This is a genomic window from Kriegella aquimaris, assembly GCF_900103215.1.
GTDB classification, from domain to species: domain Bacteria; phylum Bacteroidota; class Bacteroidia; order Flavobacteriales; family Flavobacteriaceae; genus Kriegella; species Kriegella aquimaris.
The window spans coordinates 17,979-40,547 of the sequence record NZ_FNGV01000013.1; the positions used below are offsets into that span (position 1 = coordinate 17,979).

A 22,569-nucleotide genomic window follows, 5' to 3' on the forward strand; every position below is an offset into this window, starting at 1 on the left:
AAAAAATAGGTTCTTTATGGGATTATAATATAATAGTTCAATGTTTCGCAACGGACAACAACGATTCGTCAAGTGTTTTACCGGTTTTTAGCCTTTGCAATCGCAACAAGGCTTCTACATAATAATAATCTGCGTAATTTATTGAGTAATCGATTTCGGTTCCACCGGGTTTATGTCCGGTGGAATGTAGCAAAAATGCCGAATTTTCATCCCTACTTTGATAGTTGTCAGAAAGTTCGACCAACATTTTCTCTGCCTTGTCGGCATACATCTGGGCCAGATCAGCATCTTTGGTAAGTGTGGTCAACTCCAGTAATGCCGATGCTACCAGCGCGGCGGCAGAGGCATCCCTAGGCTCGTCGGGAATATTGGGGGCATTGAAATCCCAATAAGGAATAAGGTCATTGGGCAGACGGTCTAGATAGACTTGTGCCACTTTTTGGGCAAAGTCCAGATATTTTTCGTCCCCCGTTTCCCTGTAGACCATAGTATAACCATAAATGGCCCACCCTTGTCCGCGCGCCCACATGCTGTCATCGGCATAACCCTGATGGGTTACCGCCTTAATTTTTTCTCCTGTTTCCCGATCATAGATTACTACATGATACGAAGTGAAATCGGGCCTGAAATGATTTTCCATGGTCACATCGGCATGGCTGACCGCTAAATCATACAGCGATTTATCGCCCCCATTTTTAGACGCCCAGAACAAAAGTTCCAGGTTTATCATATTGTCCATAATAGTGTTGTGCTGCGGCCATTCCATATTGGGTACCTCGCGTGGCCATGACAGGATCGTGCCCACATTTGGGTTGAACAAGGTTGCCAAAGTATCCGCCGTTTTCAGAATAATTTCCTTGTATTCGGGATTTCCCGTAAGCCTGTACCCGTTCCCAAAACTATTGTAAATCTGAAAACCAAGGTCGTGGTCTATAGCGGGGATTACCGAAAGCGGCGTAAGGTACCTCGAGTATTTGGCCGCCTCCTTTTCCCATTTTTTATTACCAGTACCTTCATATAAGTACCAGAGTGTACCGGGCCAAAATCCGCTAGTCCAGTCAGTATATTTTATAAATCGCCATTCTTTGCTATCAGGGGCTATATTTCTTGGCAGACTACTAGAATCGTTGGGAATTAGCAGCAAAGTTTTGGCGGCTTGGTCGTTACAATATTCTATTTGTGCAACGATATCAAAGGCAGCAACCTCAGCCTTTTGAGGTGGCTTATCACCACAACCAATAGTGAAGGACAATAATACAAGGCTACTAAATACTAATATGGTGTTTTTCATATTTGGGGATTATCCGTTTTATTAATTCTGTTTACCCGTTCATTAACTTTAGACCTGGAAACTACCTGTGCAATTATACCCACATTACGCTTAAAATTGGATAAAGCATTACTCAAAGACTATAAATTATAGTTCTTTTTATAGCACAAGCTATTAAATAGCACCCACTTTCCCTAAGCACTCGATAATTACCGCTTGGTTTTTTAACAATTTAATTCCATGTTTTACGGCTAGATCAATTAAACGGTTTCCATAAAACCGAACGAGGCAAAAGGGTTATATCCCTAAAGAATCAGGTAATGCGCTGTATACAAAATTCACATGTACCTGATGAAGGAATTTGAAAGAATTGCACTGTAGTATTTTCATCAATAAATTCTTGTGAATTTTGTCCTTTATTAATAAAAGTGTAGCAAAATGGGGTAGTAACAGCCGTAATGAACCATAATTTATAGTCTTTGCATTATAATTTATCGATTGCGGATGGCATTTTTTTTAACATTGCCTTAACGATTTCAAAGCAAAAGTCTTGGTCTCTAAACTTTGTTAAATCAACTCAACTTTTACGAACTATTAAATAACACTTTATGAACACAATTAAAAACTATCAAACCAACCTAAAGTATGTGGCGGGTTTACTAGGAATCTTAGGATTTCTAATCAGTGGTATACAAACATCGTTGTACGCTTCAGAACCAGACACAAATTGGAAGAACCCGGTATTAAATCTGGAGATAACACAAAATCTTACCATTACAGGTACGGTAATCAGTGCCGATGATGGTTTCCCTATTCCAGGGGCCAATGTAATCGTAAAGGGTACCACCAACGGAACCACGACCGACTTTGATGGAAATTATACGATTAATGTTCCATCGAGCAATACTGTACTAATCTTTTCATCCATTGGCTTTACCAGCCAAGAGATTACAGTGGGAACCAATGACACAATCAATATTTCATTGGAGACCGATGTTAGCGAACTTGACGAGGTAGTGGTCGTTGGCTATGGAACGGCAAAAAAAGAAACCTTAACAGGATCCGTAGAACAAGTAAAGGCCGAAGCTTTTGAAGATTTAGCGGTGGGTAGCCCTGCGTTGGCATTACAGGGTAGAACTCCTGGTTTAACAGTTACCCGTAGTTCCTCAAGGCCTGGTGATGAGGGTATAAATTTTCTTATTAGAGGTGCCTCTTCAATAAACGGAATAGAACCTCTAATTGTTATTGATGGTATTCCTTCAATAAATTCATCATCTTTTAACGATATGAACCCAAATGATATTGAAAGCATTAGCGTTCTAAAAGGTGGGTCTGCATCTGTGTACGGTTCTCGTGCCGCTGGGGGTGTTATTTTAGTTACAACAAAAAAGGGAAGAGGGGATGTTAAAGTGGACATAAGTACCATAACCCGTATGGGTACCATAGGTATTCGTCCACCATCACCAAGCATGTCTGAATATGGACAACTTTTTTTAGCCGCAGCTTCAGAAGATATAGCTTCGGGTAAACCTCCACGTTATTTCTTTTGGAATGATTTTGAAACGGTAGAAAGAATCGCTGCCGGTGAAGAAGGATATTATGACTTACCTATAAATGGAAGAATATGGTTGGGTGATGCTGCCAGGTTTGATGAAATGTTTGGTAACTCCTACTCTAGTCAACATAATATTAGTGTATCTGGAGGTACTGAAAAAAGTAATTTTCGTATTTCTGCAGGCTATGACAATAATGTTGGTGGTTTAAAAGTGGCAGATGATAGTGCCGACAGGTATAATTTCTCATTGAATTATGGTGTTGATATAAGTGATAAACTAAGTATAAACACTAATGTTACTTATTTTCATAATAAGTTTTCAGGACCTGCAGCAGGTTTAGCAAGGGAAGCAGCTACATGGGACGCACCCTTATTCCCTACCTATAACCCCCAAGGGCAATATTACGCTAATTTTGGAGGTGTTGAGATTACAGGTGATAGAAATGCAATAGCACAGGTTAAAGATGCAGGCCGTGAAAACAAGGCAATTGAGCAGTTCAAAATAGCTGCACAGGCTACTTATAAACTAACGGACCATTTAAACCTTACCGGATCTTATGCCATTAGTAAGCAAAATAGCGAATACCAAGTGTATGCGGTATCAGTACCGCTTTATAGTTGGCAAGGAGGTTTCTCCAATAATATAAATAATACAACTTTTATTGAAGAAGGAACTGGGCCAGATAACAACGATGGCAACATTACTTACAAGAATTATAAAGGTGCCTTAAACTATACGAATAGCTTTGGTGATCATAATGTGTCTGGCCTATTGGCAGTAGAAGCAGAGAAAAATGTAATTAATGAGTATCGTGTTAGGAGAAATGGCTTTGTTGATTATGGAGTGTACGATTTAGATTTAGGTGCCACGGATCAACTTGTTACAACTGCAGGTGGGGGTAATGCCTGGGGCTTTTTCGGTTATATCGGACGTCTAAATTATGATTATAAAGGCAAGTATTTATTAGAAGTACAAGGCAGGCGAGATGGATCTTCAAGGTTTGCAGAAGGGGCCAAATGGTCTAATTACGGCAGTATTTCCGGTGGTTGGGTTATAAGTTCTGAAAATTTTCTCGAAGACAGCAACTTTATATCATTCTTAAAATTAAGAGGTGGTTATGGTGAATTAGGAAGTACCTCCGGTATTGGTAATTTCGGCTATTTATCAACCGTTGGCTTCGGTACTACGGTTTTTGGTGAAACAAACGCCAATCAACAAGCAACTTCAAGAGCCAGTAGTTTATTTAGTAGTAGTACAACTTGGGAACGCATTGTTTCTAAAGAAATTGGTTTAGACTTTAGATTATTAAATAACAAGATATTCGGTTCTTTAGACCTCTATCAGAAAGACAATGTTGGAATGCTTGTTAGAGGTATTACACCAGATGTACTTGGTACAGCAACTCCATTTACCAATATAGGTACTTTAGAGACTAAAGGATGGGAAGTCATGTTAGGATGGCAAGGTAAAATTGGTGATGATTTAGACTTTACGTCAAGTGCTAATATGAGCGATACTAGAAACGAAATCACTGAATATGACGGGGCTCAAACAATTTTTGAAAACCTAAATGATGCAGATAGCGGTCGAAACATTTTAGGCAAACCGATCAACTCATTTTATTTATGGGAAACTGATGGTTATTTCGATTCTCAAGCCGAAGTTGACACCTATTATGCTAGTCTTAATGAAGGAGGCATATTGCCATCGCAAGATTCAAACGATGCATTACGTCCCGGGGATATGCGCGTTGTAGATTCCAATGGAGATGGTAGCCTAAATAACGATGATTTAACGTTTAAAGGAGATGCAGCCCCTCATTATGTTTATGGACTTAACTTTGATGTAAAATACAAGAATTTTGATGTAAGTGCATTTTTTCAAGGTACGTTAGATCATAATATATACAGAACAGGTTATTTCGCACAACCTTTTCAAGCAGAATGGCAGAACCAATCCAATACGTGGTTAGGCAGAACTTGGACAGAAGATAACCGAAATGCAGAGTTTCCTAGATTAACTACCCAACGTGGATTATCTGCATGGAATTACAGAAGTAAAGACCATATTTTACAAAATAATAGATATATGAGATTAAAATCCCTTATAGTAGGATATAACATAAAGGGCTTGGAAATAGGCAGCACCCCTATAGATAATGTACGCATTTATTTTTCAGGAAACGATTTGTTTGAAACTACCAGTGTTAAAGACGGTTATGACCCAGAATTTCAAGCCAGTTCAAATAACAGCGCCTATCCATTTATGCGCACCTGGGCCTTGGGTTTAAAAGTATCATTGTAATAACATGAATTTTGTACGATAGTTAGTAATTAAAATATAGACAAATGAAAAATATAAAATATATACCCCTGTTAGTAGCAATGGTATTCTTTACCGGATGCGAAGACGAATTTATAGACTTAACACCGCCAGCTTCGATTACGGACGGAGTTTATTATACCGAAGCCGAGCATTTTTTAACAGGTTCTAACAGATTCTATACAAACTTAATAAGATGGCAGGATCAGGGAATATATGCGGATCACGGTTCCGATTTAGTCGGTTATACTGAAGATGGTGGTATGCAAGAATATAGTAGAGGAGACACTCAGGCACCAGAAGCCGATGATTATTATTCAAATGCTTACACGGCTATCAGAGACATGAACCTTTTACTTGAAAGAGCGGAGAGTTACGAAGGAGACGATATTGGCGAATATGTAGCTGTAACTAAATTTCATAGAGCTTGGCAGTATTTCTTTTTAGTACAACGATTTGGAGGTGTTACTTTAGTAACACGACCATTAGATGTTGATTCGGAAGAGTTGAATGCCCCCCGTAATAGCAGATATGAAGTTGTCGCCCAGATTATAGCTGACTTAGATGACGCTATAGCGGGTTTGCCTACAGAACAGAATATTAGTTCTGCTGATAAAGGAAAAATCAGTAAATGGGCAGCCATGGCTTTTAAGGCCGAAGTTCTATTACATGAAGCCACATGGATGAAGTATGTGAATACGACCACCGATGGCGATGGCACTTCGTCTGGGGCAGGTAGTGCAGGGTTTGATGCAGGTAATATAAATCCATATTTACAAGAAGTCGTTACCTTGACCAAAACGGTAATGGATCAAGGCGGTTATGAGCTTTGGAATTACAACGATGTTCTTGATAACTTGAGTTCAAATTTCTTATTTAATCTAGAAGATGGCGGGTCTAACCCAGGTGGATTGGACAAGGCGACAAACAAAGAATTTATTTTTTATAATAAATACGATTTTACTTTTAGACAAGCAGGTACATTAGTAAGTCATGTTTTCGAAGGCAGAGTAAAACCCAGTAGAAAAATGATGGATATGTTTTTATCTGCCGATGGTTTACCTATAGATCAATCTCCATTGTTCCAGGGGTATGCCAATACCCCTGATGAGTTTCAAGACAGGGATTATAGAATGAGAGCTTATTTTACGTATCATAAAAACCTTGGTGAGATACCTGAAAATGGAGACGTGCTTTTAAGCGGAACAAACAATTTCGGTTACTTCAATTCAAAGTTCATGAGTTGGAAATGGGGAACAGATGAAGCTTATAGAGCGACAACGACCGAAGCCTATGACATGCCATTTTTACGCCTGGCAGAAGTATATTTAATGTATGCGGAAGCTTTATATGAGTTAAATGGAAGTCTAACGGATGCTGAAATGAATGAGTCTATAAATTTGGTTAAATCTAGAGCTGGCTTACCCCCTCTTTCCAATGCTTTTTTAGCTGCTAATAATATGGATATAGAAACAGAAATTAGAAGAGAGCGTACCATCGAGCTTTATGCAGAGAGCGCAACACGGTTTAATGACTTAAAACGATGGGGTATTGCCGAGGAAGAATTGGGTCAAACCATATATGGTGCTGTTATTGAAGGTACTATTTACGAAGGAAACGCTGATCTATACGATTCAGCCGGATATGGTTTCGGAGAAGAAACCACCACAACAGGAGTTGGCCCTAGACGGTGTCTCATTGTACAGCCCTCGTCGATCCGCAACTTTTCTAGAGATGATTATTTATTCCCTCTGCCGACATCTCAAACGGGGTTAAATGAAAATTTACTTCAAAACCCAGGGTACTAATGAAAATATATCAAAAAAATTGAGTTAGTTGATTGAGTTAGTTTTTTTGAAAGCGGCTGTGGCAAAAACCACAGCTGTTTTTTTTTTAAAAGATACCATCCCGTTGGCAGGAAGCGTACCAACTTAAAAGTGAGTAGCGTAAAAATGAATTGTTTAATCATCCTAAACATCGGACTTTAATTTGCCTTCCATAAATTCAGTAGGCGTTAAATCAAATAGTTCCTTGAAAGTTTTGCTAAAATAGGCGGTAGAATTAAAACCGATCATATAACTCACCTCTTTAATAGAGTACTCCTTTTTTCTCAGAAGTTCAGAAGCATATCTCAATCGGACCGTACGTATAAAATAACTCGGGTTGTTTCCTGTTAGGGAACTTATTTTTCGAAACAATTGTGAACGTCCCACCCCTAATTCCTTTAAAAGATGATCTTGTTTGAAATCCATATCGCTAATATTATCCAAAACAATTTTCGTAGCCTTGTCTAAAAAAGCCTCATCGATATTGTTCGAGGTTACCTCGCTGGAGGGAAAGATACCCCCCACTTCTGAAAACCGTTGTCTGAGCCTTTTTCTGGCCTCCAGCAAATTGCTGACCCTAGCCTTCAAGACCCTAGTTACAAAAGGTTTGGCCAAATACGCATCGGCCCCGCTATGGTAACCGGTAACCCGGTCATCGTCTTGACTTTTTGCAGTTAACAGCAATACGGGAATATGGGAGGTTTCAAATTCGGTCTTGATCTGTCTACACAGTTCAAACCCATCCATCTTCGGCATCATCACATCACTAATAATGATATCGGGGTAATATTTTCTCGCCATCTTCAAGCCTTTTTCGCCATTGGCGGCCTCTTTAACATTGTAAACACTTTTCAAATCGTTGGTCAAATGTATTCTTAGTTCTTTATTGTCTTCTACAATGAGTACCGTTTGGAGGTTCGTTTGTTCTGACTGTGCTTTCTTTGGGACTACATCAATTTCCTCATTCGCTATCAGCATATCGTATTCTGCCGCCTTCATCGAGTTGATGCGAAATTCATTCTTGACTGTCTCGACCTTTTCCCGTTGCGCTTTGAGATTCAAGGGCAATCGTACCATAAATTTGGTTCCTTTTTTATGCTGGCTTTCTACCGAAATATCACCTCCGTGCATTTCAACCAATGCCTTCGTAAAGTTAAGCCCTATACCGGTACCTGATTTGGTAACATCCAAATTATAAAATCGCGAAAAAATATTTTTCAATTGTTCTTTGTCTAAGCCGACCCCACTATCCTCGACAATTATTTCAACATAATCGCCGAGTTTTTCCCTTGTAAAGAATAGTGAGTCGTATATTTTTTCTGTCCGTGACACCTTCTTCATCGAAACGGTAATGACTCCCCCATTATTCGTAAACTTGATGGCATTGGAAATTAAATTGGTGATTATTTTTTCTACCTTATCCTGGTCAAAAAGCGTAGTAATATTTTCCGAACCCGATTTGAACCGGTAGTCTATTTCCTTTTTACTGGCCAAACCCTCGAAAAGCGAAAAAATGTCCTCGCAAAACCTAACGATATTTCCCTTTTCAAGTTGTAGTGGAGACATGCCCACATCCATTTTTCTGTAGTCCAACAATTGATTCATGAGATGTAACAACCGCCTAGCGCTTCTCTGAATGGTCAGCGCCGAAGATTTGATCGGGCTCGTTTCATTTACGTTAGAAAGTATATTATCTATCGGGTTCAGTATCAGGGTTAATGGTGTTCTAAATTCATGCGACACGTTCACAAAAAACTGCAGTTTCATCTGATCTAACTCGTGTCGTTGGTTTTCCCTTACTTTTTGGGTATAGTAGTACATTATGGCCCAAAAAAGCAAACCGCCTACGAGCACATATATACAGTACAACCACCAAGTTTTCCAGAAAGGCGGTAAAATCTCAATATTCAATCGTGTCGCGCCGGCATCTACCCACTCGCCGTCAACAGATGCCTTGACCTCAAAAACATAGTTACCTGGCTGCAAATTGGAGTGGTTTACAACCCTATTGTTGCCGATATTGAGAAAATCATCATCGAGGCCGTGCATTTTGTACGCATACTGCACTTGCTCTGGATTCTCGAAATAAAGTGCTACAAACTCAAACGAAATATAATTTTCATTGTACCTCAATTTGAGTTTTTCTTCAGAATCCAACGCATCATTGATCAAGACTCGCCCATTTACAGTGTCGCCCTGAACCACTTTTTTGTTGTTCAGTTTAAAATCGGTGATTTGGGGTTTCAACACAACGGAAGAAGGAAATGTGATATCATCTGGATGAAAAATATTAAACCCATTAATACCACCTACCAAAATACGCCCGTCCCGGGTCTTTTCAATTGATTGGGTCTGAAACTCGGAACCCTGCAAACCATCATGCACGTTAAAGTTTCTGAATTGATGGGTGGTCGGGTTCAAAAATGATAGTCCGCTTTTAGTGGAAATCCAAAAATTATAATTATCATCTTCTTTAATACCTACCACAAGATTGTTGGGGAGGCCGTTTAGGGAAGAGTACGATTTTATCAATTTTAGGCCGCTATCGAGTTTCAGTATGCCGTTGTCGGTGCCCAACCAAATATTTCCGAGATGGTCTTCGGAAATATAATTTATTCTATTGCCTTGCACGCCGTTTTCCCTTACCTCCGAAAATTGCATTTGTTCAGGAGCATATTCTTGTATTTCATCAAGTTCAACGACATTTAATCCGAGCGTAGTACCCACCAACAAACGGTTCTTAGAATCAATGAATAGACGTAGTACAGAATTACTGGACAGGCCGTTTTCGTTCAATGAAGTGTTCTTATAATTATGGAAGATTTGCCTATGGGGATCGAATAGACTTAACCCTTCTGTTCGCAGGCCGAGCCACAGTCTTTTTTGGTGGTCTTCGACCCCCGCCCAAACAGAATTTTGACCTATGGAGCTTGGGTCAGTAGGACGATACGCATATCTCATAAACCTCCCCTTTTCAGGGTCGAAACTGTTCAGGCCCCCATCTAAAGTACAAATCCAAATTTTACCATCAGATGAGTCAAAGGTGTAAAGTATTTTGTTTGAGCTTAAAGAGTTACTATTGCCATACTCGTGGCTGTAATGTTCGTATGTCTTTTTTTCTTCGTTAAAAAGGTTGAGACCTCCGTCATAGGCACTAATCCAAATTCTTCCCTTGTCATCTTGTAATACGGATTGTACGATTTTTTCATTAAGGCCCTGGGCATTGTCAGGTTGATAATAATAATGGCCGAATGAATACTTTGAGGGGTCTAATTTGCTTACGCCTTTGTCATAACTCCCTATCCATAGAATACCGCTATCGTCTTCTAAAAAGGTCGAAGGTTTATCATTTGGCAAGGAAAACGAATCAAAGTGATTGTTTACGATTTGCTGCTCCACTTTTTTTTCCTCTTTGTTGAGAAGAAAAAGGCCGTGACCATCTGAAGACACCCAAATGACACCGTGATTGTCTTGATGTAGATTTCTATAGGGTATATGGACATCTGCGAACGAGAGATGGGTAAAGGAATTATTTTTCCGGGACCATAAAATTAGGTTCGAAAGGTCGTTTCCGATCCAAAAATCATCATCGGAATCTACAAACACATTTTTAGGCAAATGATTTAATTCATAAGGTCGCTCATAGTCGATATGTACCCGCTCAAAATTATCCGTCTTCCCGTTATACCGATTAAGATATCGGCCACCGGTAACCAGCCAAACCTCATTTTGCCCATCTACAATAATCGAATTCACACTATTGTGGTCCAATGAATAGGCATTGGATTCATCGTTCATATAATATGAAAATTCTAATTTATCTTGAGTTATTAGATCGCCCTGAAACATTATTTTTATAGCACCATTATTCGTTGCCGCCCATAACACATTGTTTTTTTCATCATACAATACATCGTTAATAACTTTTCTCGGGCTATTTGAAAGAGACAATTGCCTATATAGGCCTATTCGGTAGAATTGATCGGTTTTTTTATTAAAAACATTCAGGCCGTTGTTTGTGCCAACCCAAATGTTACCATACTTGTCTTCAGTTATTGCATTTATTCTATTATTGCTTATCGAGGTTGAATCATTCAAAATAGAACGGTAGATTTCAAACTCGTATCCGTTATATTTATTCAGTCCATCTATGGTGGCAAACCATAAAAACCCTTCGCTATCTTGAAATATTTCAGTACAAGTACTGCTGGACAGACCCTCGGCCGTGTCAAGATTTTCAAATTTAAGGTTAGGAAATTGGGAATACGTAAGAGATATGGCCGATAGCCATATCAGCAAATAAAAGACAATCTTCACTTTTCCCAAACTTCTGCGTCGTTCCATATCATGCACAAAAATACGTTCAAACCAATAAGACATGAGGCTTGAGCTTATTCTACATACAATCAAAGTTATTGAAAAGAATTGGTTTTTATTTATCCTTCCGAACCCATGGCATTATGTGTAGATTTCAAAATTTACTATTAAAATGTTTGTCGGGAAGTCTGAAATTGAATCTGAAAATGAGAAAAATCAACCATTTGAAAACTATTCCTTCAAAGTGGACTTCGATTTGGAAATTATAATACGTGAAGTTTTAATGTTTCCGTCTATTCTAGCTTTCTTTATCTTTCAAAAAAATATTCAATAGGAATAAGGCTAACCTCTTTGTGAATACAAATCGATAATATGCAATGGCATAGATCCTTCGTTCTTCACTATTCGGTGGAAGATACTATTTATTTACTATTTCTTCTATTTTGTTGAGCAGATTTTCTGGGTCGAAGGGCTTGAAAATAAAGCCGTCCATACCACTTTCATGCATTTTGTCTTTCACCTCTTGAAATACGGAGGCCGATAAAGCAAGAATGGGCACAGTGGTATTAAATTTTCTTATTTTTTCAGCTGCCATATAACCATCCATTACGGGCATTTGAATATCCATCAAAATTACATGATAGTTATTTTCCTGTGCTTTGTTAACGGCAACTAGACCATCATAAGCAACGTCTACCACTAAGTTGGCCTTCTCTAAAATTTGTTTTCCCACCATAACATTGATTTGATTGTCTTCTACCAACAATACTTTTTTTCCCTTTAAATCATGTACTCTCTTTTGGGTGATTTGGTCCAACTCTTGACTTGAGGCCAACTTTAGTTCCAAATTGAAATAAAAGCGACTTCCGACTCCCATTTGGCTTTCAACCCGTACCACCGAGCCCATGGCTTCAATTATACCTTTAACAATAGGCAACCCAAGCCCGGTTCCACCGTATATACGATTCGTATTACTTGAGGCTTGCGTAAAGGCCTGCCAAACTTTTTTTTGTTGTTCTTCATCAATACCAATTCCTGTATCTATGATTTCGGTGCGTATGCGTACGCTGTCATTTGTCTCGGTTTCTTTTACGATTTTCAAAGTCACGCTACCTTCGTCGGTGAACTTAATAGCGTTGGAAACTAGATTATTGATTACCTGATTGAAACGAACAATATCTAACCAAACAATAGGAAGTTCATCATCAATTTCCAATTCCAAAGTAATTCCTTTACGTAAGCAACTGGGCTCATGAATCTTTTTTATCTGTTTCACCGCTGCTAAAATGTTAGTAGGAATTGGATCAAGCTCAATTTTTGTTGATTCCATTTTACTAAAATCCAAAACATTATTCAGTAAATTCAGCAGTATTTTTCCAGAGTAATTTAACGCCTCTATATTCTGCATTTGGTCCTCCCGAGGATTCGAATCACCTAATATATGCGAGAGACCCGTGATTGCATTTAATGGAGTCCGTATCTCATGGCTCATCATACTTAAAAACCTAGACTTGGCATTTGATGCTTCAATGGCCTCTTCACGCTGATTGTGTATTTTAGAATAAAAACCAGCATTTATAAAGGAGAAATATATCAATTGATACGTTACTAGGATAATGGTGGTAAAAATGGAAATGGGATAAATATATCTTCCTGCCAGTACTGGATCCATATGGGTACTGGTAAAGAGATTAAAATCGGTAAAATATAAGAGAAACCAAAATATCATCGACAAGCCTGAAAATATTGCGATAAAAAGTTTTTCCCGTCTAAAGGAAAACAATACAAAAGGCAATGCCATGGCAAACATCAGGATAAATTCTACACTACCGGCTTTTCCAATAAATGAGGCAGTCAGGGTAACACTAAAACTAAAGGCAATCATATAGATAAAACGTGCCACTGTAAGATTTCCTCTTCTGGAGATAATTGCGGAAAGGATAAAAAGAGTCCCTGTGAAGGCAATATAGGTGCTTAATTCATTCATATTAAGCATTCTAGATACAATAAACCAAATTATTGCTATAGCGGTAGTCAATAATGAAAGTGTAAAGACAAGGCTTACCCTTCTTTTAGAAAATTCTGACATAATTTAGGCGTTTTTATGTAAGACAAATATAAGGTAACGGTTCCAAAACCAACTTACCCCCTTTCAGTTGTCTGATTTTTATTTTATCAAAATATCACTTTCTGCTGCCATGTCGTTCTTCTTATTTTCTAATAGTTATCCAGCGGATGGAAATCGAAACAATAATTGAACTTCTATTGGTGACGTAGTGACTCCCCAAAGAGGTTTTACAAATACAAAACGCTTTTTGGGGTTTGATATTTGATTAATTCTAAAAATTTATTGACCAAAATGCGATAAATCTGCAAGGACCATTTAGAAATAGAATCAAAAATTTCTACAAATACTTCCTGAACAATGCATCCCATATTCTTAATTTGGGATGAGGGTTACGAATGGCTTTGGGCCATATCAAAATAACAACTCATTGTTTCCTATCGCTTATTGAAAAAATTTAGTTTTCCTTCATATCAACAGTTTCTTTCTCGCGTATAAGATTTGAATCGTTGTGAATATGTTCGACTTCTAAATTTTCAGCCTCGCGGTTTATATAGAGGTTTTGGGAAAGTTCAAAAAGATGGGCTTCCGTTTCGTAGAAATGCATCATATAGCCCGCAGTATTAACAAAAGCGACATAGTCGCCACGGGACGGCAATCTCGGAAAGACCAGTTTTCTTTTGAGCAATACATCTTGCTCCAAACAGTAAGCCCCCGTAAAATAGACCTCAGCGGATTCGTTTTCTTCGGTTTCAGAACGATAAATGACGAACGGATCTAGCAAAAAATCTGCACTTGAACTCTTTAACTGACTCATATTCATCTCAAGACCCACTAACCAATTGCCCTTGGCATCACGTTTTCTATGTGCGACTGTGCCCAGTGTTAGACCCACTTGATTCAGTAAAGAACGTCCCGGCTCGATACGCATTTGAATGTTAGCTTCTTTTATTAGCTCTGCCACCGTTTGACCATTTTCATTTTTATAACTCAAAACTTCGCTTAAAAATTTTGCGCCGTTGACCTCATTGTAATAGGGATAGGTTTTCAAATCACCTTGAAGTTGATACTTATCGTTCAAAGAAAACCCCAGCCCGTTATTATTAAAAGTTATTGCCTCCCCTTTTCCCAATACAGCATCTTTTAGGTTATTTTGAAAAGTCACCCATTCGGCTTTCGACTCTAAATAGTTCATCAATATTCCGCCACCTATGTCCAAAAATTCGATATGGTGACCCATCTGACGAAATTGTTGAACAATCGTTAAACTTTGAATTGTAGCCTCGCCCCGCTCCTCGATAGAATATCCATCCAAGTGAAAATGAAAACCAGTCAATTGTAAGTTCTTAAAAGTAGATGAATCAGAAAACCAAACTTTCAAATTGTATACATCTTGCTCGATATCAAAGCCGAACCTGCTATACAATTTTTGCTTCCCGACTTGAAAACCACTTATGCGTAAACCAATGGTTGCTTTTTGATTCAAATCTCCGGCAACTTTGTTTGCCAATTGCAATTCGTCTAGATTATCAATGATTATAGGAATCTGATTTTGTATAGCCAGTCGCATGAGTGCCTCATTCTTTATAGCTGCGGTCAGCACTACATTGTCGTTCGTACCTCCTAATGAAATCGCCTGTTCCAACTCCCGATAGCTGGCCGTGTCTACACCTATGCCAAACTCTATGGCCGACTTGACGAGAATTTGGCTTTTGTTCGCCTTTCGGGCAAAGTATATTTGACCGTTGACCTCAAAATTTTCAAAAACTTCTTGATACTCCATTATATTTTTATGGAACGAGGGAATATGATGCACATTAATAGGCGAACCATATTTCTCGACGAGTTCTTCTACTAACTCCGAATTGCCCATGAACTGATGCATCCACGTACTTGTTATTGGCGTTAGTTGATTTTTTCCAGTTGATTTAAAATAGGTATTATTATCCATTATAAATTTTTGATTTCTTTGATTTAATTGTGGTTGCCTTGTAGTTTTTCAAAACGTTCAGGGCCCATTGTGAGGCAAAATTATTTCTGGTTCGCGAGAGTGTATCGTTATCATAAGTAATTCTTTCGGTCGGCGTACCATAAAGTGATATATTGAGTATAGGATAACCGTTATGGTCAACGGCCCTACCTTGTCTGTCAATTTCGGGGCAACCAGCCTCATAAGTAGTATCATCGGAGATTGTGAACGGGCGTAACAACCCATTTTTTCGCATGTTCGAAAACAATAAAGACCAATCTTTAGTTGAATCTAAGGTGGGAATTCTTGCATCTATCAATACATCAACTTTTTGAAAATTAAACTGATTTGTACAGATACCCCACCCTTCATTCAAGGTTTGAACTTCCGGCTTCTCGGAAAAATCTAAATCAATAAGGCCGGTTTCAACGAGTGCCACCATTTTTTTCATATTCAGCAGCGGCGGACCATAAGAAATTCTGTTCAATATTGAGCGGTATTGCGAATCGAATAGGGCTTGCGAATCAGCTGTCATTCCCCCAAAACTATAAATAGCATTAAAAGTTTCACTTAATCTGCCCCAGGTCGTGGCTGCTGCCATAAATGCACTTGATTCGGAACCGAGCGCCGCCTCTTTTAAAAGATAATGCCAATAAGCAAGAGCACCAAGCTCTGACACGGATTCATCAAAAGGTTTGGCTTTAAATAAATCTGTAAAATTAAACCTGTAAACTTGAGGGTACTGCTCATGAAAGACCCTGATCTGTTTATCTAAACTTCTTAAGTTCTTATCGGGATAAAAACTCAAGTCATGGCTCTCGAATACAATTCGATAATAACGATACTGCATCTCCGAAATTAGTAGCGGCAACATATGTTTAGCAAAACTGATTTTTTGGTTTGAACCTGCTTGTGCCTTGATATTTTCGGGAGTAAAATATATGGGTTTATAAGGAAGTAAACCCTCATTAGCGTTGCGCGGAATCATGGGCATACCACTTCTTGAAAAGGGAAATATCTTGCTTGGCTCTCGACCAGACGGCATGTAAATCAACCTTCCGTTCTTCAATTTTTCAAACCGGCCTCCCCTACCTTCCGTCAGGGCCAAAACGGTGTCAATAAAAGTTAATCCAAGACCTTTTACGGCTACTCTGGTATTTGCCTTTATTGGTGCCAATTTTTCTTCAACAGGATAAACAAAAGGGATAAAAGCTTGGTGATCTATATCCGGTGCACAACTATCTTTATCCCTTTCAAGTTTGGCCTTGCAACTTGAGTGTCCCGTTGTGAGCAATACTTCATTTACCTTCAAAGTTGTTGATAGTCTACTATACTGACTTACATACCTTAAAAGCAATTCATCCCCATGAGGTTTAACATCAGTTACCTCTGTTTTATGTTTGATAATTTGAATGGACTTTTTTGCATGCTTCTCCAATAAATTGAAACAATAGATAAGATATTCACCGACCGTTCGTCGTGGGGAGAATCCATTTTCAGAATCACCTATGGAAGGACCACCATTTTTATCCAACCATGCTACAAAATCCAACCTTTCGGGAACGATTGATTCAGGATGTTCCTTTAGCCAGACATTTATATTTCTATTGGGATAATTCATTAACAAATATTCCGGTTGATTGGGATGATATATTTCTCCCGCCCCAAAAACCCCGGTTTTCTCAAAGAGATGAACTTCGATGTTTGAATCATTATTCTCTTGGTGCAATCGTGCCAATAATCGCTCGAATGCATAAAGCCCTTTTGGCCCCACCCCAATAATAGCTATACTATATGGACGCATTTACAAAGGTTTTGAATTTTGTTCTTCTTAGTGGGTCAGAAAATGTATCCGGAGTATTTTCCCCATCAATATTTTCCCTTACCCAATCATCATTATAAACTGTATCTAAATAGCGTTCCCCCCTATCGGGAAGTAAAAGAACGGATGTCGAATTCTTAGGTAGGCGCTCGGCATATTTTAAATAGGCCGATACAATTCCACCAGATGACCCTCCGCAGAGTATCGCTTCTTCCTTTAGCAGCTTCCTACAACCTTTTATACATTCTGCATCCGATACATGAACCACATCATATAGTTTCGATACATCAAGAAATTTTGAAGGCATTCCCGCACCATGGCCCGGAATTTTTCGCTTTCCTTCTTTATCTCCGAACAAGATGCTCCCGACCGCATCTACTGCGATTAATTTAGTTTTTAATTCATTCTTTTCAATATAGTTGGCACAACCCATTAAAGTACCACAGGTGCTCGTAGCAATGAACAGATAATCTAAATCATTGTGCAAGGCCCGCATAATTTCGTTCATTGTAGCATGATGGGCTTTTGGGTTATTCGGATTTCCGTATTGGTTCGACCATATACTATTAGGTATCGTAACCAACAACTCTTTTACCTTTTCTAAACGGGCCGCTAGTAAGCCTCCTTCTGGATGCGGCTCTTTTACCATTATGATTTCAGCTCCATAGGTAGTCAATAACTTATGGGTTTGTGGGTTCAAATTAGGGTCAACGACCACCATAAGTTTTAAACCATAAAAGAGACAGGCTTGGGCCAGGCCAACTGCCATGTTTCCCGAACTCGACTCTATTATAGTACCTCCCCTACCGATTATTTCATTTCTCAGAAGTTCGGAAATGATTAGATATGAAGTTCTATCTTTCATACTACCAGCGGGATTTGAACCTTCGAGTTTGGCAAAAACGCGCTGTTGATCGTCGAAAATGTTATTGAGTCGTACCAGTGGCGTATGGCCGATGGCATCTAATATGTTTGTTGCTATATTTCTCATTTTTCTTTTTTTAACTACAATTACCAGATTGAAAATCGTGAATTTCATACGCTGTAATTGTACACTACGATATTATAAAAAGCGTATGATAGGCCTTAACTGCATACAGTCAAAATTTAATGCAATTCGAAATATTTTGAGCAATGGGTTATGTAGTACGCTTTATCCCTATAGATTTAAATTCAATTCCTGAAGCGCAATTCCGTAGTTAATTATTCAATTTCTTTGACTTCTCAGCCCACTTAAGGTTCTTTTAATGATACAGTCAAATACTAAACTTTTTGAGTTACAGTAATCGCATTTTCATGACTAGATTTCCTCCCATTTAAATGACATCTAATAATATATTCATCATGGCAAAGAAAGAAGAACACACCAAAAAAACAGAACAACTGAAAAATTATACTGACGACGCGCAGGGTCAACCTTTGACCACACGCCAAGGTGTCAAAGTCAATGACACGAACAATTCATTAAAGGCCGGACCCCGTGGCTCCACACTTTTAGAAGATTTTTTACTAAGAGAAAAAATTACAAGTTTCGACCATGAACGCATACCCGAACGAATTGTACATGCGCGCGGAAGCGGGGCACATGGATATTTCGAACTCTATGAAAATCAAAAGCAATATAGCAAAGCGGGTATTTTCAACGATACCGGTCGAAAGACTCCTGTTTTTGCGCGATTTTCTACAGTCGCCGGTTCCAAAGGTTCTCCAGATCTCGCACGTGATGTTCGAGGTTTTGCCGTAAAGTTTTATACGGAAGAAGGTACTTGGGATCTCGTAGGCAACAATATGCCCATCTTCTTCATTCAAGATGCTATGAAGTTTCCCGACCTTATCCATTCGGTCAAACCAGAGCCCAATAATGAAATTCCTCAAGCTGCATCGGCGCACGATACATTTTATGATTTTATTTCGCTGACACCCGAAACCCTACACAATCATATTTGGGCTATGAGCGACAGGGCAATCCCCAGAAGTCTTCGTATGATGGAAGGTTTTGGTATTCATACATACAGGCTGATCAACGATAAAGGAGAATCCCATTTTGTCAAATTTCATTGGAAGCCTGTTCTCGGAGTGCATTCCGTTACTTGGGACGAAGCTGTAAAAATCAATGGAGCGGATGCAGATTTTCATAGACGTGATCTTTGGGAGGCCATAGAAAGTGGACAATATCCGGAATGGGAACTTGGATTTCAAATCGTACCCGAAGCCGATGAACATAAATATGAATTCGATTTATTAGATCCCACGAAACTGATTCCGGAAGAGATGGTTCCGGTCACCATTGTCGGAAAAATGACCTTGAATCGCAACCCTGAGAATTTCTTTGCAGAAACAGAACAGGTCGCCTTTCTTCCCGGAAATATTGTACCTGGAATCGATTTCAGTAACGACCCGTTACTTCAAGGCCGCATATTCTCTTATCGCGATACACAGTTATCTCGTTTAGGAAGCCCTAATTTTCATCAAATTCCCATAAACCAACCCATAAGGGAAACACATAACAATCAACGTGACGGACATATGCAGACGCGTATTCCGAAAGGCCAAACAGCTTATTTTCCAAATACCTTGGGCGGTGGTTGCCCACACCTTTCAAAAATCGCAGAAGGTGCATTTTCATCTTATGAAGAGCGCATAGATGCCAATAAAATCCGCACCCGTAGTGAAAGCTTCATCGACTTTTTTTCTCAACCTGCCCTATTCTATAGAAGTTTGGCCGACTGGGAGAAGCAGCATGTTGCAGACGCTTATTCCTTTGAACTCGGAAAATGTAAGCAAGCGCACATCAAATCGCGAATGCTTTGGATGATTGAACAAATCAACAGTGATTTAGCACAAAAGATCGCCAATAACCTAGGAATGGATATTCCAAAAAGCATTGAACAACCTATTAATCAAGCTATTGGAGCCGACAGCAATGTAGAAGACTTTCAACCGGGAAAAGCAAAGAATTATCTTGAAAAGTCTCCTGCTTTAAGTCAATCGAATACAAAATTTGACAGCATTGCTACACGACAGATCGCCGTACTCGTCGGCGACGGATTTGCCATGAAAGATTTTGAGGCAATGCAAAACGTCTTGGAGAAAGAAAAGGCGGTAATCAAACTGATCGGGCCACATGGCGGTACTATCAAATGTGACACCGGTATGGAACACCATGTCGATGCTTCAATAAGTACGACAGAAAGCGTCCTTTTTGATGCTGTCTATATTCCTGGTGGGAAAAAATCGATAGATAAAATAATGTCAAATGGTAAATATTTAAAATTTATCAACGAGGCCTTAAAACACTGTAAGGCCATCGCCGCGGATAGTGAAGCGGTAATGCTTTTGGATAAAACCTACGTAAAAGATTTTAAAGATGACAAAGCTATCTGTATCAATTGCGACCCAAAAGATTTTGTAAAGGCGATAGCCAAGCACAGAAACTGGGAACGTATGAAGAAAACGGACGCTATTCCCGTATAGCGAAAGGAATTGTATCTAAAACAGATTATGCCATTTATCTGAAAAATGTAGTATACTTTAGCGTTTAAACTTTAGGTTTCGAACTATTTGAACCGCCAATTTTAATTAAAAATTGGCGGTTCTTGTGTATCATTTTCAGCGGATCAAAGTTTTTTCGATTCAGATAATTTTAATATGGATTGGTGCATTTTTAGACCTACCGAACGACTAATTTTCATGTATTATTCAAGTGTTAAACTTAAAAAAAATACATATCATGAAAAACTTAAAAGAATTATTCGAACATCAGTTAAAAGATTTGTACAGTGCAGAAAGTCAGTTGGTATCGGCATTACCGAAAATGGTAAAAAACGCCTCGGATTCGAAGCTAAAAAAAGCCTTTGAAAGTCATTTGAAGGAAACCAAAGAGCAGAAAAAACGATTGGAGGAAATCTGCACAGAATTGGGAATCAAACCCGGGGGAGAAAAATGCAAGGCCATGGCCGGTCTCATCAAAGAGGCTGAAGGTTTTATCGAAGAGGCTGAAAGTGACGAAGTAATGGATGCAGGTCTAATCGCCGAAGCCCAGCGTGTCGAACATTACGAAATCTCGGGGTACGGTACCGCTGTGCGATATGCCAAGGAACTCGGTCATAAAGAAATTGCCCAAAAACTTCAAAAAACTTTGGATGAAGAATATGATGCCGACAACAAACTCGACAAGTTGGCGGAAGGCCGTCTTAATGAAGAAGCTATGGCGTAATTAAAAATAAATATTGTATACTTTATAGAAGCACCCTTTTATACTAGGGTGCTTTTGTTATGAAGTTACTAAGAACTACCTTTCATATCTAACTAAAAATCATGAAAATTTTCGATTGTCCCAATTGTAGCTCTCCATTATTTTTTGAGAACACTAAATGCGTTTCTTGCGGTAGTAGTTTAGGTTTCGATCCGGACGAATTGCTCTTCAAATCTGTTTCCGATGATTGGAGTGGCTATTGCAAAAATCATGAATTAGGATTATGCAATTGGTTAATTTCGGCTGGTTCGAAAAATACTTTTTGCCCGGCGTGTGCACTGAACCGAAAAGTACCCAATGCCAGCGACGGCGAGAATTTCGAAAAGTGGAAACCGCTTGAAACGGCAAAACACCGATTGGTGTATCAACTGCTTAAACTGGGACTTCCCTTGGTACCCAAGTCAGAAGCAGATGAGGGTCTAGCTTTTGACTTTCTAGGAAGCGATAATGACGACAACAAAATGACTGGTCACGCCAATGGGGTAGTCACCATAATTTTGACGGAGGCGGATTCGGTACATCGTGAGCAATTGCGAAAGCAAATGTCTGAAGCCTACAGAACCCTTTTAGGCCATTTTAGGCATGAGATCGGACATTATTATTGGCCATTGTTGTTTAAATATAAAAACCTTGATCGATTTAGGTTCTTTTTTGGTGATGAAAGGAAAGATTATGGAGCATCTCTAGAACAGCATTACGCCACAGGTGCTCCCAAAAACTGGAATGAAAATTTTATCACTGCCTATGCAAGTTCGCACCCATGGGAAGATTGGGCCGAAACTTGGGCGCATTACCTGCATTTAATGGATACTTTAGAAACTGCTGGTTCGCTGGGACTATCTTTGAAACCAGAAATCGCAAAACCTTCTTATTTAGAGATGGTAAAAGCCCAAGACCCTTACACCATTAACGATTTCAAAATAATCTTCGATGCCAGTATTTCCTTAACCTGCGCGGCCAATAGCCTTAATCGATCGATGGGACTTCCCGATATCTATCCATTTATCATTGCCGATACAGTATATGAAAAATTGAATTTTATCCATGAAATCCTTAAGGATTACAGGCAAAGAAATACTTGAATAGCCTAGGAATTATAGACGAGCATTATATCGGATGATTTTCGCCTAATATAATCTATCAAAATGGGTCTTATTTTTTGGAATA

Annotated in this window: 11 protein-coding genes; 5 read left to right on the forward strand and 6 right to left on the reverse strand. The window is 39.0% G+C overall.

The genetic code is table 11. The annotated features are described in order from the left end of the window. Positions 1 to 37 precede the first annotated feature (37 nt). Entirely contained in the window at positions 38 to 1,291 is a 1,254-nt protein-coding gene (locus BLS33_RS19265) for a glycoside hydrolase family 88 protein (protein ID WP_089893575.1), read from the reverse strand. 587 nt (positions 1,292 to 1,878) lie between these two features. Between BLS33_RS19265 and BLS33_RS19270 the strand changes: the two genes are divergently transcribed. Both BLS33_RS19270 and BLS33_RS19275 read left to right on the forward strand, forming a co-directional pair. Beyond that, positions 1,879 to 5,130: a SusC/RagA family TonB-linked outer membrane protein gene (locus BLS33_RS19270; protein WP_089893578.1), complete on the forward strand. Its 3,252-nt coding sequence runs from the start codon at positions 1,879 to 1,881 to the stop codon at positions 5,128 to 5,130. A gap of 44 nt (positions 5,131 to 5,174) precedes the next feature. Beyond that, positions 5,175 to 6,956, forward strand: coding sequence for a RagB/SusD family nutrient uptake outer membrane protein (locus BLS33_RS19275; protein ID WP_089893582.1), 1,782 nt, complete (start codon positions 5,175 to 5,177; stop codon positions 6,954 to 6,956). Positions 6,957 to 7,118: 162 nt separating this feature from the next. Here BLS33_RS19275 and BLS33_RS19280 read toward each other — a convergent pair whose 3' ends face one another. The 5 genes from BLS33_RS19280 to sbnA all read right to left on the reverse strand — a co-directional run bounded on the left by BLS33_RS19280 (position 7,119) and on the right by sbnA (position 18,138). Further along, on the reverse strand, positions 7,119 to 11,354 hold the full coding sequence (locus tag BLS33_RS19280) for a hybrid sensor histidine kinase/response regulator (RefSeq protein ID WP_245731565.1): 4,236 nt from the start codon (positions 11,352 to 11,354) through the stop codon (positions 7,119 to 7,121). A gap of 355 nt (positions 11,355 to 11,709) precedes the next feature. After that, positions 11,710 to 13,380 (reverse strand): response regulator, encoded by a 1,671-nt coding sequence (locus BLS33_RS19285; protein ID WP_245731566.1) that lies wholly within the window; start codon positions 13,378 to 13,380, stop codon positions 11,710 to 11,712. Between the two features lie 433 nt (positions 13,381 to 13,813). Continuing rightward, positions 13,814 to 15,307 (reverse strand): Y4yA family PLP-dependent enzyme, encoded by a 1,494-nt coding sequence (locus BLS33_RS19290; RefSeq protein WP_089893585.1) that lies wholly within the window; start codon positions 15,305 to 15,307, stop codon positions 13,814 to 13,816. Further along, positions 15,300 to 17,129, reverse strand: coding sequence for an FAD/NAD(P)-binding protein (locus BLS33_RS19295; protein ID WP_089893588.1), 1,830 nt, complete (start codon positions 17,127 to 17,129; stop codon positions 15,300 to 15,302). Before BLS33_RS19295 ends, BLS33_RS19290 begins: the two co-directional genes overlap by 8 nt. Continuing rightward, complete coding sequence (sbnA, locus tag BLS33_RS19300) at positions 17,116 to 18,138, reverse strand: 2,3-diaminopropionate biosynthesis protein SbnA (protein ID WP_089893840.1); 1,023 nt, start codon at positions 18,136 to 18,138, stop codon at positions 17,116 to 17,118. The genes BLS33_RS19295 and sbnA overlap by 14 nt, the downstream gene beginning before the upstream one ends. A gap of 353 nt (positions 18,139 to 18,491) precedes the next feature. Here sbnA and BLS33_RS19305 point away from each other — a divergent pair, with 353 nt between their 5' ends. The 3 genes from BLS33_RS19305 (at position 18,492) to BLS33_RS19315 (ending at position 22,484) form a co-directional block, all read left to right on the forward strand. Next, positions 18,492 to 20,621, forward strand: coding sequence for a catalase (locus BLS33_RS19305; protein ID WP_089893591.1), 2,130 nt, complete (start codon positions 18,492 to 18,494; stop codon positions 20,619 to 20,621). Between the two features lie 256 nt (positions 20,622 to 20,877). Beyond that, positions 20,878 to 21,363, forward strand: coding sequence for a YciE/YciF ferroxidase family protein (locus tag BLS33_RS19310; RefSeq protein ID WP_089893593.1), 486 nt, complete (start codon positions 20,878 to 20,880; stop codon positions 21,361 to 21,363). Positions 21,364 to 21,464: 101 nt separating this feature from the next. Beyond that, complete coding sequence (locus tag BLS33_RS19315) at positions 21,465 to 22,484, forward strand: zinc-binding metallopeptidase family protein (protein WP_089893596.1); 1,020 nt, start codon at positions 21,465 to 21,467, stop codon at positions 22,482 to 22,484. Positions 22,485 to 22,569: the final 85 nt, after the last annotated feature.